At 71.8% G+C, this 17,174-nt stretch carries 16 protein-coding genes and 1 pseudogene; 6 read left to right on the top strand and 11 right to left on the bottom strand.

Going from position 1 to position 17,174, the window contains the following annotated elements; translation table 11 throughout:
* A pseudogene (locus tag ACZ7M7_RS40810) lies at positions 1-308 on the bottom strand (DNA-directed RNA polymerase subunit alpha); the annotation flags it as partial.
* Between the two features lie 415 nt (positions 309-723).
* Here ACZ7M7_RS40810 and ACZ7M7_RS40805 point away from each other — a divergent pair.
* Positions 724-1,032: a hypothetical protein gene (locus ACZ7M7_RS40805; RefSeq protein ID WP_369275549.1), complete on the top strand. Its 309-nt coding sequence runs from the start codon at positions 724-726 to the stop codon at positions 1,030-1,032.
* Positions 1,033-1,189: 157 nt separating this feature from the next.
* Here the strand turns inward: ACZ7M7_RS40805 and ACZ7M7_RS40800 are convergent, their stop codons facing one another.
* The 4 genes from ACZ7M7_RS40800 to ACZ7M7_RS40785 form a co-directional block, all read right to left on the bottom strand.
* Positions 1,190-1,450: a hypothetical protein gene (locus ACZ7M7_RS40800; protein ID WP_451175959.1), complete on the bottom strand. Its 261-nt coding sequence runs from the start codon at positions 1,448-1,450 to the stop codon at positions 1,190-1,192.
* Between the two features lie 80 nt (positions 1,451-1,530).
* A complete protein-coding gene (locus ACZ7M7_RS40795; protein ID WP_472126085.1) occupies positions 1,531-1,956 on the bottom strand; it encodes a class F sortase in 426 nt (141 codons plus the stop codon).
* A gap of 217 nt (positions 1,957-2,173) precedes the next feature.
* Positions 2,174-3,016: a DUF4397 domain-containing protein gene (locus tag ACZ7M7_RS40790; protein WP_472126083.1), complete on the bottom strand. Its 843-nt coding sequence runs from the start codon at positions 3,014-3,016 to the stop codon at positions 2,174-2,176.
* Positions 3,017-3,138: 122 nt separating this feature from the next.
* On the bottom strand, positions 3,139-3,768 hold the full coding sequence (locus ACZ7M7_RS40785; protein WP_472126080.1) for an RNA polymerase sigma factor: 630 nt from the start codon (positions 3,766-3,768) through the stop codon (positions 3,139-3,141).
* 166 nt (positions 3,769-3,934) lie between these two features.
* On the opposite strand from ACZ7M7_RS40785, the gene ACZ7M7_RS40780 reads away from it, so the two are divergent.
* The 5 genes from ACZ7M7_RS40780 (at position 3,935) to ACZ7M7_RS40760 (ending at position 9,392) form a co-directional block, all read left to right on the top strand.
* The gene (locus tag ACZ7M7_RS40780; RefSeq protein WP_472126077.1) at positions 3,935-4,978 is read left to right on the top strand and encodes a MerR family transcriptional regulator; all 1,044 of its coding nucleotides are present in this window, start codon (positions 3,935-3,937) and stop codon (positions 4,976-4,978) included.
* A 187-nt stretch (positions 4,979-5,165) separates the two neighbouring features.
* On the top strand, positions 5,166-5,876 hold the full coding sequence (locus tag ACZ7M7_RS40775; RefSeq protein ID WP_472126074.1) for an SDR family NAD(P)-dependent oxidoreductase: 711 nt from the start codon (positions 5,166-5,168) through the stop codon (positions 5,874-5,876).
* Complete coding sequence (locus tag ACZ7M7_RS40770) at positions 5,873-7,096, top strand: lycopene cyclase family protein (RefSeq protein ID WP_472126071.1); 1,224 nt, start codon at positions 5,873-5,875, stop codon at positions 7,094-7,096. Before ACZ7M7_RS40775 ends, ACZ7M7_RS40770 begins: the two co-directional genes overlap by 4 nt.
* A complete protein-coding gene (locus ACZ7M7_RS40765; RefSeq protein WP_472126068.1) occupies positions 7,093-7,824 on the top strand; it encodes a class I SAM-dependent methyltransferase in 732 nt (243 codons plus the stop codon). Before ACZ7M7_RS40770 ends, ACZ7M7_RS40765 begins: the two co-directional genes overlap by 4 nt.
* Before the next feature lie 56 nt (positions 7,825-7,880).
* Complete coding sequence (locus tag ACZ7M7_RS40760; RefSeq protein WP_472126095.1) at positions 7,881-9,392, top strand: FAD-dependent oxidoreductase; 1,512 nt, start codon at positions 7,881-7,883, stop codon at positions 9,390-9,392.
* A gap of 26 nt (positions 9,393-9,418) precedes the next feature.
* On the opposite strand, the gene ACZ7M7_RS40755 is transcribed toward ACZ7M7_RS40760, so the two are convergent.
* The 6 genes from ACZ7M7_RS40755 to ACZ7M7_RS40730 all read right to left on the bottom strand — a co-directional run bounded on the left by ACZ7M7_RS40755 (position 9,419) and on the right by ACZ7M7_RS40730 (position 17,144).
* Positions 9,419-10,423 (bottom strand): DUF5914 domain-containing protein, encoded by a 1,005-nt coding sequence (locus ACZ7M7_RS40755; RefSeq protein WP_472126066.1) that lies wholly within the window; start codon positions 10,421-10,423, stop codon positions 9,419-9,421.
* The gene (locus tag ACZ7M7_RS40750) at positions 10,420-11,415 is read right to left on the bottom strand and encodes a phytoene/squalene synthase family protein (protein ID WP_472126063.1); all 996 of its coding nucleotides are present in this window, start codon (positions 11,413-11,415) and stop codon (positions 10,420-10,422) included. Before ACZ7M7_RS40750 ends, ACZ7M7_RS40755 begins: the two co-directional genes overlap by 4 nt.
* Positions 11,415-12,986 (bottom strand): phytoene desaturase, encoded by a 1,572-nt coding sequence (locus ACZ7M7_RS40745; protein ID WP_472126060.1) that lies wholly within the window; start codon positions 12,984-12,986, stop codon positions 11,415-11,417. The genes ACZ7M7_RS40750 and ACZ7M7_RS40745 overlap by 1 nt, the downstream gene beginning before the upstream one ends.
* A complete protein-coding gene (locus tag ACZ7M7_RS40740) occupies positions 12,983-14,125 on the bottom strand; it encodes a polyprenyl synthetase family protein (RefSeq protein ID WP_472126058.1) in 1,143 nt (380 codons plus the stop codon). The genes ACZ7M7_RS40745 and ACZ7M7_RS40740 overlap by 4 nt, the downstream gene beginning before the upstream one ends.
* A 130-nt stretch (positions 14,126-14,255) precedes the next feature.
* Positions 14,256-15,755 carry a cryptochrome/photolyase family protein gene (locus ACZ7M7_RS40735; protein WP_472126055.1) on the bottom strand — a complete coding sequence of 500 codons (1,500 nt, stop codon included), beginning with the start codon at positions 15,753-15,755 and terminating at the stop codon, positions 14,256-14,258.
* 15 nt (positions 15,756-15,770) lie between these two features.
* Complete coding sequence (locus ACZ7M7_RS40730; protein ID WP_472126052.1) at positions 15,771-17,144, bottom strand: cryptochrome/photolyase family protein; 1,374 nt, start codon at positions 17,142-17,144, stop codon at positions 15,771-15,773.
* Positions 17,145-17,174 lie beyond the last annotated feature (30 nt).

The following is a 17,174-nucleotide window of genomic DNA, read 5'->3' as shown; positions in this document are numbered from 1 at the left end:
CCCGGACCCTGCTTGCGCAGGTACATCACGACCGGCTCGTCGTGCTCCGAGGAGACGACCAGCTGCTTGATGTTGAGGATCAGGTCGGTGACGTCCTCCTTGACGCCCGGCACGGTGGTGAACTCGTGCAGCACGCCGTCGACGCGGATGGACGTGACCGCCGCACCCGGGATCGAGGACAGAAGGGTACGGCGGAGCGAGTTGCCGAGGGTGTAACCGAAGCCCGGCTCCAGCGGCTCGATCACGAACCGGGAGCGGAATTCGTCGACGACCTCTTCGGTCAACGAGGGACGCTGAGCAATCAGCACGGGGTATTGCCTCCAGTGTTGGGCGCCCGCTATGTGACGCCGTAGACACCACGAAGGGTACGGGCGGTTCGGCCTCATTGGAGGCCGAACCGCCCGTACCCCGATCAGCGGCTTGAGGTGGGCACCGGATCGGTCCGGGCCTGAGCGAGCCCGGCGGCGACGGATTCTCGCCGGGCGTCGGTAGATGACCACGCATCCGACTTCGCTGCGGAAGTGCGCGAGCCAGGCGAGAGCCCGGTCGCTGCCGGAGTCCTACCCAGGATAGAGGGCCATGGAGCCGACCTGGCACACCCGCTCCCACGGCCGCCGTGCCGGACCCTGTCGAGGTCGCCGCGTCCGATCGCTACGGTGGACTACGCCGGCCCGGAGCTGGCGACGAGGACGAGGACCGGGACACCAACGGGAGGGGCACACCATGCAGTTGGCCGCTGACAAGGGCGACATCAATACGATCATCGGGGGCATCGCTCCCGACTGGGGGCCCTTCGGGGCTCTCGGTACCGAGGCCAAGACGATGATCCAGGTGGTCATGGCCCTCGCCATCCTGATCTGTCTCGCAATCGCCATCTGGGGCGCTGCGAAGCAGCGGATCGGTGCCACCGCCCTGCGCGACACGTTCAGCGCCGAGCAAGGCAAGGGCCTGATCGTCGCCGGACTGACCGGCGTATTCATCATCGGCTCGCTCGGCACCGTGTTCACCATCGTCTACGGCATGGCCGTCTGACCACCTCGTGCACGGCCCACCGACGAGGTCGTCGGACGACGTCACGACCTCGGAATGCCGGCCGCCGGCCCGTCGGGAACGGTCAGAGTGTGGCTGCCCCACTCCGGCCGCGTCGGGCATCGGCGACGTGAGCGACCTCCGGTGGGCCGGGCCCTTCTCACCCACTGGGCGGCCGGCGTCTCGGCTCGGTGGTCTGCGACAGCTCTTGAGTGATCCGTTGCCACACCCGACCCAGAGGCGCGATGGGCAGATCGGCCGCGTCTACGCTGCGCGCGAGGACCACCACCCGTGTCATCCGTTCGAGTTGCTCCCGGCAGGGGCGACAGGTGGAGACGTGCCGCAGGGCATCGGTGTCCTCGCTGAGCGTGGCGCGTCCCAGTGCCAACTCCACCAGGCGGGCGGGCTCGAGGTGTGCCACCGTTCCCTTCCCTCCGGTTCCCTTGCTGTGTCTTGTCGCCGATTCCGGCCGCACGCAGCGACAGAGTGCTTTGTGCCGTCTCAGGGCTGTGGAGGCTTGGCGGTGACGATGAGATTGGACTGGTAGCCGCCCAGCTCGGGGCTGAACGGTGGCGCGCAGGTGATCAAGGTGAGGACCGGGGGGCCGGCCCGGCGGAACACGGAGGACGGGAGCTCGTCCTTGGGCACCGTCGAACGTGACGCGACACGGTAGGTGGTCGGCTCTGCGCCGACGCGCTGCACTTCGACCCGGTCGCCGGGCCGTACCTCGTAGAGCGCTGCGAATTCGCCCAGGGCGCCGGTGTCGCTGTCCACGTGCCCGACCAGCACAGCCGATCCGTGGGCGCTTCCCGGGGCGGGGCCGAAGCGATACCACCCGGTCACCGTGGGATCGCCGGGTATGGAGAGGGCGCCTTGTTCGTCCACGCCGACCGGACGAACCGCCGCGTCGATGCCGACGCCGGGCACTTGGACTCGTTGCGGCGGCGGGTCGTGACGCGGGCGTTCGGGCCGGCGATCCGGGTCGTCCACAGGCCGCGTCGATGCGGCTGCCTGAACAGGTGGGGGCGGGTCCGGTCCGAAGTCGGCAGGACGGGAGGCCGGACCTGACGGTGACGGCTGCAGGGCGATTACTGCTGTCAGCGCGGTAGCTGTCGCCGCCAGGCCGGTCAGCCGTCGAGCGGCGTCAGTCACGCCGGCCGGCGACTCGGCGGGCCGCAAAGACGCCCGCCGCCGTCACCGACACTGCGCCGACGGCAGCCCAGGCCAGCCACTGGCTGGAGGAGTTGACGGCGAGGGCGGCGCCGTTGCCGCCCGCGTGGGCGGCGTTGGGGGCCGATTCCATGCCGGAGAACGTCTGGGTCTTCAGCGCCAGGTTCTTGTCGTCGGCGCTGCCCCAGGCGTAGACGACGTTGCTGGTGCCCTCGTCGAGGTTCAGGTCGGCCGGGCCGATGGCGACGGTGTCCGTGCCGGCGAGCACCACATCGGCGGAGATCGTGCCGGCGGCGACGTCGGCGGTGGCCTCCTTGGGATTGGCGAGGTCCTTGAAGACCGGTTGTCCGTCGGCCCGGACGTCCACGCTGGGTGCGGCGGCCACGTGACGTACCGTCAGCCGTGCTTCGCCGGCGGGGACGTTCGACACGTCGTTGACGAAAGCCGTCAGCTGCGGCTGGCCGTCGGCGGAGAGATGGGCGGCGACCGTGGCGTTCGCTCCTGCGGGAACCTCGATCTTCTTCTCGATGGCAGGTGTGCCGTCGGGGCCCTTGCCGGCTTCGAAGACCTGGATGTTGTAGCTGCCCGCGTCGAGGGGCTGGGGGGCGGTGACGGTGCCGGGTTTGAAGTCGCTGAGGAGTTCGTTGCCGTTGGCGTAGACGTCGACCGTCAACCCGGGAACGCCATGGAAGACGGACACCATGGCCTTGTCGTCGGTGTCGGCGGCGTCAGCCGCCAGGGCGGGCGCGGTGACGCCGAGCGCCAGGGCGCAGGTACCGGCCGTGGCGGCGATGGCGAGGGGGAGCCGGGAGGTCATGGGGATCATCCCTTCGGGGAGTGGGTCCGCCGAGTGTGAGGACTCATCCGTGGTTCCTGCGCCGGGGCCGAGACGGATGCGGGCGGAGCCGTTTCGGCGGCCCGACTTGTGCGTGCGGTCCGTCAGCCTTGTGCGTGCGGTCCGTCGCCGCGGCTTTGTTCCAGCGCCCCGTGCAGACGGTGCAGGCCGCGGCGGGCGTGGCTTTTCACGGTGCCCAGGGGCATGCCGGTCCGCTCGGCGATCTGGGCGTGGGTCAGGTCGTCGTAGAAGGCCAGACACAACACCTGTCGTTGGGTCTGGGGCAGTCGTGACAGTTCGTCCACCAGCAGGACACGGTCCACGACGTCGTCCGGTGACCGTCCGTCGGGCAGCGGCGTCCCGGCTTTGTGGGCTGTTGCGTCGATGAGGGTCAGGCGCCTCGTCCTGGCCGCCAGTGCGTCGACGATCTTGCGGCGGGTGATGCCGACGAGCCAGGCGCCCAGGGGGCCGCGCTCCGGTTGGAATCCGGCCCGCCCGCGCCACGCCCCGATGAAAACCTGCTGGGTGACGTCCTCGGCCTCATAGGAGTCGCCCAGCGATCGGCTGGCCATGGTGTGGACGAGAGAGCCCCAGCGGCGGTAGATCGCGGCGAATGCGTCTTCGTCGGCGGCTTGCAGGCCGCGGGCGAGTTCGTCCTCGTAAAGGGTCTCTTCCCGTGGCGGCGCGCCGATGGGTGACGCGGAGGAGGTGGCTGATCGCGTCTTCGTCCTCATGACCCGGTTCCTCCTGCCGTTCGTCATGTGCCGGGGATGCCGCAAGCCGTCCAGCGAGTCGTATGGGTAGCCGTGCGTGCCGTGGTGCCCGGCGCGTGTCTGTCAGTCTTGGAGGCAGAAACGACGCAAGCAACATGCGTCGTTTGTGCGTCGTACACTGCGGGGTGTGAGCAGTAGCGACGACACGGACCCGGGGCGCGCGGCCGGACTGACGACCGGCGAGGTGGCCAGGCGGCTCGGGGTGGCGCCCACGACGATCCGCTCGTGGGACCGCCGCTATGGCCTCGGTCCCGACGCCCACACAGGCGGCAGGCATCGCCGCTGGAGATCTGCGGATGTGGCTCGGTTGGAGCGCATGTGCGCGTTGACGGCGACCGGGCTTCCCCCCGCCGAAGCCGCGCGCCTGGCGCGTGACGAAAAGCCGCTGCGTGACGAAGAGCCGCTCGGTGACACAAAGCCGCTGCGTGACGAAGAGCCTCCGAAGGGCGACCAGGTCCGGCGGCGTGCCGCCCCGCCGCCCCGACCGGCGGCCCGCGGGCAGAGCCGAGCCGGGAGCGGCCTACGCCTGGGCAGCGTGCGCCAGGAGTGCAAGGGAGTGGCCCGTGCGGCGCTGCGCCTCGACGCCACCGCTCTGCAGCAGCTGCTGGCGGGCACGATCGAGGAGCACGGCCTCGTCGCCGCCTGGACAGAGGTGATCATGCCGACGCTGCAGGCGGTCGGCCGCAAGTGGGAGAGTTCGGGCGAGCGATACGTCGAGGTTGAACACTTCCTGTCGTGGCATGTCTCTGGGGCCCTGAGGCGCAGTGCACCGCCCGAGGTGGCCGACCGGCCGGGCGCCGTCACGTTGCTGGCCTGTGTGCCGGGGGAGAATCACACGCTGCCGCTGGAGGTGCTTGCCGCCGCACTCGCCGAGCGTGGCGTTCCGGTGCGCATGTTCGGCGGAGCCGTGCCCGCCGAGTCGCTGGTGGCGGCGGTGCGCAGGACCGGACCGTCTGCAGTCTGCCTCTGGGCGCAGTCGCGTACGACCGCCAGCTGGCCACTGGCTCACCACGTCTCCGCCATGGAGTGGGGGATGCGCGGTGCTCGCAGAAGGCCCGCGGTTCTGACTCTCGGGCCCGGCTGGGCCGGCCGTACCGCGCCCGGTCTGTTGCCGCGCCCGACGGGGCTGGCGGAGGCCGTGACGGCGGTGGAGTCCCTCATGCCGAGGTGAAGTGCACTTCTGTGGGCGGGCCGGAGTGGGGACGCACCGGATCACAGCGAGGTTGAGGCCGCGGTGAGCAGGTGCGGTCTGCGTGCATCCAGGAGCGGTTGGCGTACGGAAGACGGGGCGTAGAAGAAGTCAGGGTCCCTGTCCGGGACCCGGCTGCCGCGACGACACTCAAGGCCCGGAGCGAGGCGTGAACATCAACGGCGCGCGCGTGCTGGTGGCCGGCGCCACCGGCGTCCTCGGCCGCGCCCTCACGGCCGAACTGGCCGCCCGGGGAGCCCACCCGGCTCTCGCCGGACGCGACGCGACCCGGCTGGCCCAGGCCGCTCGCGCCTACCCAGGGGCGCCGACGGCAGAATTCGACGCGTACGACCCGTCGTCCTGCACGCGTGCGGTGCACGCCGTCGCTGCCGGACTCGGAGGCCTCGACGCCGTAGTGACAGCCTTCGGGGCCGTGGGCTTCGGTAGCTCCCACGAGGTGGACGACGCGGTCGCCGAGCATCTGATGGCCGTCAACTTCCTTGCCCCCGCCGCATTCTTCCGTGCCGCGCTCCAAGTCCTGCCGCCCCACTCGGTGATCGCAGCCTTCACCGGAGTGGTGGCCGAGCGTCCGCAGCCACGGATGGCCGACTACAGCGCTTCGAAGGCGGCATTGAGCGCATGGCTCGCTGCTGCACGACGCGAGGTGCGGGGCACCGGCGTGCAGGTGCTGGACGTGCGGCCGGGCCATCTGGACACCGGTTTCGCCGACCGGCCCGTGGCGGGAACGGCGCCGCCCTTGCCCCCGGGAGGCGACCCCGGCCACCTCGTCAAGGTGGTCGTCGACGCGATGGAGACGGACGCCGAACTCGTACGCACGGCTCCCGGTGGAGCGCCCGTCGTCGAACGGCGGGCCAGGTGAACGGGCACCCTGCCCTTCCCGATCAGCGATCGGACGTGGTCATCGTGGGCGGCGGGGCAGCCGGCCTCTGTCTCGCCGCCCAGCTGACCGCGACCACCACCCGCTCCGTCACCGTGGTGGAGCCGCCGGACGGACCGTCACGGTCTCCTGAACGCACCTGGTGCTTCTGGGAAGAAGGGCCGAGCGCCTACGAAGAAGCGATCAGCGCCACCTGGTCCCGCCTGCGAGTCCGCGGCACGGACGGCAGCGAACTCACCGTCGACCCGGCTCCGCAGCGCTACCGCATGCTGCGATCGCCGCAGTTCGAGCAGCTCGTACACGCCAGGCTGGCCGCGCATCCCGGCGCGCGCGTCCTGCGTGCGACAGCCGGCGCCGTACGGGACACCGCCGACGGGGCGGCCGTCAGCTGCGTGGCATCCGACGGCCGGACGCTGACGCTGCGCGCCCGCCACGTGTTCGACTCCCGCCCCCTGCACGTCCTGCCGCCGGCCCGCACCTGCCTGGTGCAACACTTCCGTGGCTGGTTCGTGCGCACGGCCGCGGAGCGGTTCGACGCCTCGGTCGCCGACCTCATGGACTTCCGGGTGCCGCAGCCACGTCACGGCCTCGCCTTCGGCTATGTGTTGCCCCTCGAGCACGACCGGGCCCTCGTCGAGTACACCGAGTTCTCTCGCGGCCCGCTGACCACCTCTGCGTACGAGGCCGCGCTCGGCCACTACTGTCGAGAGGTCCTCCGCCTGGGTGCGTTCACGGTGGAAGCGGCGGAGCAAGGCGCCATCCCCATGACCGACGCACGCTTCCCGCGACGGATCGGCTCCGCTGTCTTCCGTATCGGCACGGCCGGCGGCGCGACCCGACCCGCCACCGGCTACACCTTCGCCGCCGCGCAGCGCCAGAGCCGGGCCATCGCCGCCGCCCTGGACGCCGGGCGCCCTCTCGTGCCCCCACCCCACCGGCGACGGGCGCTGGCCATGGACGCCGTACTCCTGCGGGCCTTGGACACCGGGCGGATCGACGGCCCTGACTTCTTCACGGGCCTGTTCGCCCGGATCCCCGCGGAGCGGCTGCTGCGTTTCCTGGACGGGGCGACCACGCTGCGGGAGGAGTGGGGCGTCGGACTGCGCACCCCCATCGGCCCGATGCTGCGCACCGCCGTCGAACTTCCCTTTCTGCCCCGCCATTTCCGTCCCGCACAACGATCCGCGGAGAGCGCCTCATGACACTGCTGCGCGACGACGACCTGGCACGCGCTTTCGACCACGCGTCCCATGCCTACGACCGCCTCACGGCGCTCAACCCCGGATACCGCACCGAACTCCTGCGCTCCGCACGCCGACTTCGGCTGTCCGACGACGGTGACGGACTGCACGTACTCGATCTCGGCTGCGGCACCGGAGCCTCCACCCGGGCCCTGCTGCGCGCCGCGCCCCGAGCACGCGTCACCGCCGTCGACGCCTCGTCCGGGATGCTGCACCGCGCGCTGGCCAAGCCGTGGCCCGCGAACGTGCGCTTCCGCCACCTGACGGCCGAGGACGTGGCGACGGCCGGCGAAGGGCCCTTCGACGCAGTCTTCGCGGCCTACCTCTTCCGCAACGTCTCCGACCCCGACAAGGTCCTGCAGGCCCTCAGGACCTTGCTGCGACCGGGCGGACGCCTGGCCGTCCACGAATACAGCCTCAGCGGCTCGCGCGTGGACCGCGCCGTGTGGAGTGCCGTTTGCCGAGGGGTGATCCTCCCGGCGGGCTCACTCACCGGGGACGGCACTTTGTACCGCCACCTGTGGCGCAGCGTCCGCTGCTTCGACACCGCACCCGTCTTCACCGACCGGCTGACCCGCAACGGGTTCACGGACGCGCGCGCCGTTCGGGTCGCCGGGTGGCAGACCGGCATCGTGCACACCTTCCTGGCCCGCAACGGCCGTGCCGAGTACGCGGAGCCGGCGCGGTGACGGGCGTGGCACGCGTCGCCGCCCGCAGGGGACGGGACCGCAAGGCCGAGCGACTGATGCCCGTACCCGGGCGGGATCGGTTCGAGCGCGGGGACGAGCCGTCTGTCGCCGTGATCGGCGGGGGCATCGCGGGTTTCGCCGCGGCCACCCTGCTGGCCGAACGGGGTGCCCGCGTCACCCTCTACGAACGGGAGGAGTCCCTCGGCGGCCGGCTCGCCGGCTACCGCACCCGCCTTGCGGACGGGTCCGTCGTGACCATGAGCCGCGGCTTCCACGCCTTCTTCCGTCAGTACTACAACCTGCGCGGTCTGCTGAGGCGCACCGATCCCGCCCTTGCGCGGCTCACCTCCTTGCCCGACTACCCGCTGCGGCACAGCGGCGGCCTGACCGACAGCTTCGCCCGTGTCCCGCGAACACCTCCCTTCAGCGCCCTCGGATTCGTCGCGCTCAGCCCCACCTTCGGGTGGCGTGACCTCGCCGCCATGGACGCCCGGGCGGCGCTGCCGCTGCTCGACGTGCGCGTGCCCGAGGTGTACGACCGCTTCGACCACGTCGGCGCGACGGAGTTCCTGGAAGGCGTCCGCTTCCCGCAGGCCGCGCATCACCTGGCGTTCGAGGTGTTCTCGCGCAGCTTCTTCGCCGACCCGCGCGAGCTGTCCGCCGCTGAACTGCTGCTGATGTTCCACATCTACTTCCTCGGCTCGGCCGAGGGCCTGCTCTTCGACGTGCCGAACGAGCCCTTCCCGCAAGCGCTCTGGGAGCCGCTGGCCGAGTATCTCCTGCGCCTCGGGGCCATCGTCTCCACCGGCACCGCCGTCGACGCCGTCCAACCGCGCGATGGCGGGGGAGCCACGGTGAGGACTGGCGCCGCTGCCACCGCTCACGACGCGGTGGTGCTCGCCCTCGACACCGCGGGGCTGCGGCAGGTTGTGGCCGCATCCCCCGCCCTGGGCACCGCCCCCTGGCGCGACGACATCGCAAACCTGCGCAGCGCCCCGCCGTTCCTCGTCTCCCGGCTCTGGCTCGACCGGCCCGTCCGTGACGACCGACCGGGATTCCTCGGCACCAGCGGCTACGGCGGCCTGGACAACGTCAGCGTCCTCAACCGCTACGAGGGCGAGGCCGCGCGCTGGGCCGCCCAAAGCGGGGGAGCGGTGGTGGAGTTGCACGCCTACGCCTACGCCGTCGCCGATGCGCAGCGGGGCCGGGCGGAGGAGCGGCTCGTGGAGCAACTCCACGCGGTGTACCCGGAGACCCGCGAGGCGCACGTCATCGACGCCCGGCACGAATGGCGCTCCGACTGCCCGTTCTTCCCCATCGCCTCCCATCAGCAGCGCCCCAAGGTGCGCACCCCGCATCCCTGGCTGACGCTGGCCGGTGACGCGATCCGCTGCGATCTGCCCGTGGCGTTGATGGAACGAGCGGCCACCACCGGCTTCCTGGCGGCCAACGCGCTGCTCGCACGCCGGGGCGTACGGGGACAGGTGCTGTGGACGGTGCCCCGGGCCGGCCGCTCCCCGGTGCTGCGCGCACTCGGCGGGCTGGCAGCACGTCGAACACTGCGCTGAACCCGCACCGCCGACGACGCCAGGACTCAGCCCGGGAATCGGCCCGTGCTGCGCAGCGCCCAGCGCCGCTCGGCGTAGGCCAAATCGTCCCGCCAGAGCCGGCCGGCCGCGCGGCGCATGAGCGGGCGCAGGGCCGGGGCGGCGGCCCGTGCGAGCGCGAACCCCCTGCGGTCCGAGGCGGCGACGATCGCCTCGACCACGGCGGTCCGCGGCTGCCCGTCCCCCTCACCGGTCAACGGCGTGGCATGGGTCTCCACGACGGAGGTGGCACCCTCGCCCTCGGTGATGCGCATGACGACCGTACGCGGCTCTGGTGCCGTGAACTCGGCGCGGACCGGCACCACCAGAGCGCCCGTCACCCGGAAGGAGACGTCGACGACGAACGCGTCGTCACCCCCTCCTCGTGGCGCGCGGGCGACGGTCAGGTCGACGAAGGAGTACGGGTGGAACCACGAGCCGTGCCAGGGGTCGAGCCGGTTGGCGACCACGTCCTGCGGCTCGCACCGCCCCACGGCCGTGAACACGGCGTCCACCCCGTTGCCCGTCGCGGGACGCACCGGCACCACCGGCATGTCGAGCGGCTCTTCGCCGCCGATCTCGTCGAGCCGTACCCAGAGGAGAACTCCGTCGTCATGTACGGGGTAGGGCTCCCAGCCGCCGAACGCAGCGCCGTCCAGGGCCAGTCCATGCCAGTGGCACACCAGCGTGCCGCACACCACGCGGCTGTCGCGCAGGGGTGCACCGAGGTGCGGGCAGGCGCCGGGACCCGCGTGCACCAGACCCGTGTCCGAGCGCCACAGCACGATCTCGACACCGCCCACCGTTGTGCCGTGCGGGCGCTCGCCGGCCCGGACGTCCCGGGAGGCGCCCACGACGAACCAGTTGCCGGAGGGACGCGCCGAGGCGGTCTTGAGCGCGTCGGCGATAACGCCCGGCCGCGCGTCCTGCCAGGTGGGGGTCTGCGTCGCCCAGTCCGGTGTGCGGCGCCGCAGCGGTGGCGTCCAGCGACGCTTGTGGGATCGGTCGGTCACCCTGCCTGCCCCTTCCGCTCAAGTACGGGCCTACGCGCTGTCAGGGTCGGGCCCGTGCCGCGGGCGCGCCAGCGTGCCTCGACGACGCGTGCGGCTCCGGACGCGGCCGTGGCGGCGCGGCGCCCGCGAGGCACCACCGCGCGGGTGTGCAGGACGGCGTAGTCCTGTTCGGCGATGGCGTCGAGGATGCCGCCGTACAGGGTGAACGCGGTGCGGATGCAGGGCCGCACCCGCGGGTCGAGCATGGCGATACCGGGTTCTGCCGCCCGGTACACGCCGCGGGTCATGACCTCGACGGCGACGAGGGCGGCACGGATTCGCCGGTCCTGGCGGCCGGTGCGGCGGCTCCACTCCAGCAGCGGCCGGTCCACGCCGTGGCCGGCGAGCAGGTCGGCCGGCAGATAGACACGGCCCCGGTCCAGGTCCTCGCCGACGTCGCGCAGGAAGTTGGTGAGCTGGAAGGCGACGCCCAGGGCCGCCGCGTGGGGTGCGGCCTCTTCACGGGGTACGACGGTGCCGAGTACCGGCAGCATCTGCAGTCCGATCGCTGCCGCTGATCCGTGCATGTAGGAGCGCAGGTCGGCGTAGGTCTGGTAGTCCGTGACGGTCAGGTCGGCCCGCATCGAGGCAAAGAACGCGGAGAACAGGCTGTGCGCGATGTCGTAGCGTGCGGCCGTGTCGGCCACGGCTCGGACCACGGGCTCGCCCGCACCGCCGCTGTGCAGTTGCTGCTCGAGGTCGCTCTCCAGGCGGCCCAGCATCCGGTCGCGTTCGTCGGGTGTCCGGCCCCGGTCGAGGTCGTCCACGATGTCGTCCGCCCAGCGGGCGAAGCCGTACAAGGCGTGCACCGCGGAGCGTCGTTCCACCGGCAGCAGGCGCGTGGCCAGGAAGTAGGTGCGGCCGTGACGGGCGTTGAGCTGCCGGCACCGGGTGTAGGCGGCACGCAGCGCGGGATCGGTGATCCCGGCGGCGTCCAGTTCACGACGTGTCATCAGGAACCTTCCGCGGTCGGGGCGGATGGAGCGCCGACGGCCGGCGGGGCCGGCCGGGCAGCGCGACTGGCGTGGGTGGCGCGGCCGGTGGTGACGCCGGTGATGCGCGCGGCGGCGAGCTTGCCGCTGATGAGTACCGTCGGCACGCCGACGCCGGGGGTGGTGCCGCAGCCGGCCAGTACGGCGTTGTCCACGCCGCGTACCAGGTTGCGCGGCCGGAAGGGGCCCGTCTGGGCGAAGGTGTGGGAGACCGAGAAGGGGCTGCCCGCCGCGTGACCCCGAGCCGCCCAGTCCAGCGGAGTCACCAACAGCTCCTCCTGGATGCTGTCCGCGAACCCGCCCATGCCGCGCCGCTCCAGCTCGGCGACCAGACTGTCGCGGTAGCGCGGGCCGAGGCCCCGCCAGTCGGCGGCGGAGGGCCCCACGGAGGTGTTCGGGCACGGGGCGAGCACGTAGTGCAGATGCCGGCCGGCCGGTGCCAGGGTGGGGTCGTGGGTCGTCGGGCGGGTGATGAGCAGGGAAGGGTCGCTCATCAGCGTTCCCGAGCGGGTCAGTTCCCTGAACGTGCTTTCCCAGGCGCTGCCGAAGGAGAGCGTGTGGTGGGCCAGGCCGGGCCAGGTGCGGTCGGTCCCGGCGTGCAGGACCACCGCGGACGGTGAGTGACGCAGCGCAACGGGACGCCGGGGAGCGCGCCCCAGCAGCTGGTGGGCGGTGGACAGTTCACAGGTCAGAACCACCGCGTCGCAGGCAATCCGCTCACCCGAGGTCAGACGCACGGCACGCACCCGGCCTGCCGGCCGTTCCAGTGTCCTGACCTCGGCCGACCACCGCAGGTCGCCTCCGGCTTCGGCGATCGCGTCGGCCATCGCACGGGGCAGCGCGTGCATGCCGCCCTTGGGGAACCAGACACCGGCCACGGTGTCCATGTAGGCGATCACGGCGTAGGCCGCGAGGGCTCGGGCGGGGGCGACGCCGGCGTACAGGGCCTGAAAGGAGAAGACCCGCCGCAGCCGGGCGTCGGCCAGGAAGCGGCCGATGCGCCGGTCGAGCCGGCCGAAGCCGCCGAGGGCCGCCAGCCGTGCCAGGTCGGCGTTCAAGAGCTGGAGCGGCGAGTCGAAGTTGCTGTCGATGAAGCGCCGCATCTGGGCCTGGTAGAGCCGCTCCAGCCAGTTCCGCAGGTCGCGGTAGCCGGCTGCCTCGGCGGGTCCGGCGAAGCGTCGCACCTCCGCCTCCATCGCCGCGCCGTCGGTGTGGACGTCCAGCGAGGTCCCGTCCGCGAAGCACGTCCGATAGGCCGGATGCAGCGCCACCAGCTCGACACGGCGGGCAAGGCTGTCGCCGACCGCCGCGAAGGCCTCGTCGGCCAGGTGCGGCATGGTCAACACCGTGGGTCCGGTGTCCAGTTCATAGCCGCCGAGGCGCGTCCGGCCGGCCCGGCCGCCCGGGCCGGCGTCCCGCTCGACGAGCGTGACCCGGCGGCCGGCGCCGAGCAGATGGAGGGCGCAGGCGAGGCCGGACAGACCGGCGCCCACCACCACGACATGGTCGGTCGGTCCCGCTACCGTCCTCACGCGTGCTCCTCGGTACGGTCCAGGGCGACGCCCGTCGCCCGTTCGAGCAGCGACGCGAACTCCCGCCGTACGGAGGCTTCCGCGCCGGTCTGCTCGAAGTGCCGCAGACTCATGGCCGCCAACTCGACGATCTTCGACTCCGTGACGGCCCGGGCCCCGGTCCGCTCCAGTGCCGCACGCATTCGCTCGACTGCGAGCTGCGAACGGTGGGCCGTGCCAGGGGCGAGCGCTTCGGCGGCCGCGTCGTCCCCGGAGGCGTCCGCGAGTTCGACCGCGACGGCGAGCAGGTAGGTGAGCTTGCGCGACCGCAGGTCTTCGTCGACCGGTTTGCCGGTCAGAGACGGGTCGCCGAAGGCACCGAGCAGGTCGTCACGGAGTTGGAAGGCCAGCCCCGCACACCGTCCGGCGGATCGCAGGGCGACGAGGACGCGCGGGTCGGCGCCGGCCAGTGACGCGCCCAGGGTCAGGGGTCGCTCGACCGTGTACCGGGCGCTCTTGAGCGTGGCGACGGTCAGCGCCTCGTCCACGTCCGACGAGCCCGTTGCCTGGGCATACAGGTCGCGGTACTGCCCGGCGACCATCTCGCCGCGCATGGCCCGCCACTCGTCGTACAGGTGCGAACCGTGCGGTGAGCGCAGGGCTGTTTCCGTCATCAGATCGTCGGCCCAGGTCAGCGCCAGATCGCCGGCGAGAACGGCGGCGCAGGCCCCGAACGCATCGGAGGATCCGGTCGTCCGTGCGGCCCTGTGCAGGCGCGCCAGTTCGACGTGCACCGCCGGGCCGCCGCGCCGCAGCGGCGATCCGTCCATCACGTCGTCGTGTATGAGGGCGCACGCCTGCAGAAGCTCAAGGGCGGCCCCTGTGCGCAAGAGGGCCGTGGGGCCGCCCGCACCACCGACGGCACGCCATCCGCACCACACGAACGCGGTACGCAGCCGCTTCCCGCCCCGCCGAATCAGCCCGGCGACCCGGTCGGCCACATCGCCGGCGAACACCGGGTCCACCTCGCGGGCCTGGCACAGCCGCGCGTCGAGGACCTGCTCCAGGAGTGCTTCGACGCTTCTGGTCGCGTCGAGGGCCGTCGCGGGGGAGTCGACGAGTCCGGCCGGTTCGGCCATCGTCGGCCTCAGTCCAAGCATGCGCGGTCCCTTTCACTCTCCGTCACCTGCACGCCAGTACTTCTGCCGTCGTGACGGATGTGGATGCGCCGGTTTCTGCTCTGCGGGACGGGGCTGTGCCCGGGGACCACCACCCACGGGCCGTGCGCCCCTATGGCGGGGTGTCGCCGCGCGACCGCTCCTGACGCCGGATTTCGTCGAGGTCGGCCAGGCGGTCCAGCCCGCGCACGGGCTGGGCCATGCGGTGGTTGTGCTCCAGCCGGGAACGGTGCCGGTCGAGGAAGGCCCAGTAGCCCGCGGTGTAGGGGCAGGCGTGTGCGCCCGTACGGTCCCCGGGACGGTAGGCGCACGGCCCGCACAGGTCGCTCATCCGGTTCACATAGGCACCACCGGACGTGTACGGCTTCGTGGTCATACGCCCGCCGTCGGCGTACTGGGACATGCCGACGACGTTGGGCACCATCACCCAGTCGTAGCCGTCGACGAAGCACCGGTGGAACCAGTCCGTGACCGCGGCCGGATCCCAGCCGCGCTGCAGGGCGTAACTGCCGAGGATCATCAGCCGCGGGATGTGATGGGTCCAGCCCGTGTCGCGTACCTGGGACAGGACCGTGCGCAGGCAGTGCGCGCGTACGTCGTCCGCGTCCAGGTCGTTCCACCAGCCGGGCAGCGGGGCGGTGTGGTGCAGCGTGTTGGAGTGCCGGTAGTTCTCGCCGAAGTGCCAGTACAACTGCCACACGTACTCCCGCCAGCCGGCGATCTGCCGGACGAAGCCCTCCACGCTGTTCAGCGGAGCCCGTCCTTCGCGCCACGCCGACTCCGCCTGCTCCACGCACTCGGCGGGATCGAGCAGGCCGAGGTTGAGCGAGGACGACAGCAGGCTGTGGCTCATGACGGGGTCGGCGGCGAGCATGGCGTCCTCGAACGGCCCGAACGTGCCGAGCCGGTGTTCCACGAACCGGCGCAGGGCTGCCCGGGCCTCGGTGCGGGTCGCGGGAAAGAGGCGTGGCCCGTCCCGGCCGACGAAGGACACGTCGCCGTCCTTCTCCCAGCGGTCGAGGTCGTGGCGGACCTCGTCGTCGATGTCGTCTTCGCGGGGGCGGTAGGGACGGCCGACCGGCAGGACGGTGGCGTCGCGGGGCGGAGGCTGCCGGTTGTCGTGATCGAGGTTCCACCGGCCTCCGGCAGGCTGGTCGCCGTCCATCAGCAGGTCATGTTCGCGCCGGACCCAGTGGTAGAAGCTCTCCTGACGCAGACTCTTGCCGCCTTGTGCGTCCGCCCATCCGGCGAAGGCGTCCATCGGCACCAGGAATCCGCGCGCAGGCCCCATCCTGACGTGAGACACCGAGCGCACCAGCCGCACCGCGGCGTGCGAGGTCGGGTGGTGGACGGTCAGCGGGTCGTTGCCCGAAGCTCGGGCCAGTCCTTCCCGGTAGGTGTCGCAGCGGACGTACTTGACCCGGTCGCCGAGTTCGGCCGCCCGGTGACGCATGGTGGAGAGGACCAGGTGGGCCTTGGCCCGGTGGAAGCGCCGGCGCCGGAACACCGACCGGGCCTCGATCATCAGCAGCGGCGAGTCACGGCCGAGGCCGCTGTCCTCGGAGGGGCGCAGGAAGTGCGGACCGAGCTGATCGCCGAAAAGCCAGTGCATGAGGCGCTCCCGCCGTCAGTCCCGGCCGCGCGCGCGTTTGAACCGTGCCAGTCCGTCCCCGAGATCGATCAGCGGCTGCGGATAGTCCACCTGCGACCGCTCCTCCTCAGGCATCCGCCAGGGCTCATGGACATGGGTGTCCGCCACGTCCCGCAGTTCCGGCACCCAACGACGCACGTAGCCTCCCCCCGCATCGAAGCGTTTGCCCTGAACCACCGGATTGAGGACGCGGTGGGGGCGGGTGTCGGTGCCGGTTCCGGCGACCCACTGCCAGTTGAGCTGGTTGTTGACGACGTCGCCGTCCACCAGCAGGTCCAGGAAGTGACGGGCGCCGATCCGCCAGTCCACGTACAGAGTCTTGGTCAGGAAACTCGCCACCAGCAGACGCCCCCGGTTGTGCATCCAGCCCTCGTGGCGCAGCTGGCGCATGGCCGCGTCGACGATCGGGTAGCCGGTGCGGCCGTCCCGCCAGGCGGCGATGTCCTCGGCCGCCTCCTTCTCGGTCCGCCATTCGTCGTTTCGGGTCCGGTAGTCCCGCCCGGAGGCGTCGGGGCGCGCTGCCAGAACCTGATGGTGGAAGTCGCGCCAGCACAGCTGCCGTACGAACGCGTCCGCCCCCGCCCCGCCGCGTTCGCGGGCCCGCTGGACGAGTTCCACGGGGGAGAGGGCACCGAAGTGCAGGTAGGGCGACAGTCTGGAGGTGGCGTCGCCCGCCAGATCGTCGTGCCGGTCCGCGTACTCGGACAGATCCCTGCGGGCCCACCGGTTGAACCGGTCGCGTCCCGCCGCCTCCCCTCCGGTGGGCAGACCCGGCGAGACACCGGACAGCTCGTCGCGGGAAGGCAGCGGCTCGCCCTGCACTGCGTCAGGGACGTGCACGGCGCGCGGCGCCGGACAGATGTCCCTGAGCCGCTCCTGGGACCACTTGCGGAAGTACGGGGTGAACACGGCGAAGTGATCGGAGCCGGCCGGCGTCACAGCACCCGGGGCTACAGCCGTGACCACCGTGTCGTGCACGCGCAGCGCCACGCCCTGTGCGCGCAGACCGTCCCGAAGCTGCTCCTCCCGCCGGTGGGCGTATCCGGTGACGCCTGCGGCCATGTGCACCTCGGTCGCCTCAGACTCCGCGGCGACCGAGCAGACCTCTTGAGCGACCGGCCCCTTGCGCACGACGAGCCTGCCGCCGCGTCGGCGCAGCGAGGCGTCGAGGTCGGTCAGGCAGTCGGCGAGGAAGGCGCTGCGGTTGGGCACGTCGAAACCGGCCGCGTGCACCCCCGGATCACGGACGAACAGCGGTACCACCTCATCGGCCGCCGCGAGGGCTGCGCGCAGCGGTGGATGGTCATGCAGACGCAGGTCCGAGGTGAACAAGACGACCGCGACGGTCATGGCGATTCTCCCGAGAAAGCGATCCGGTGC

The sequence above is a fragment of the Streptomyces sp. NPDC111606 genome, assembly GCF_055656945.1.
The sequence above is the reverse complement of the archived record's forward strand: the minus strand, read 5'-3'. Positions and strand labels throughout refer to the sequence as shown.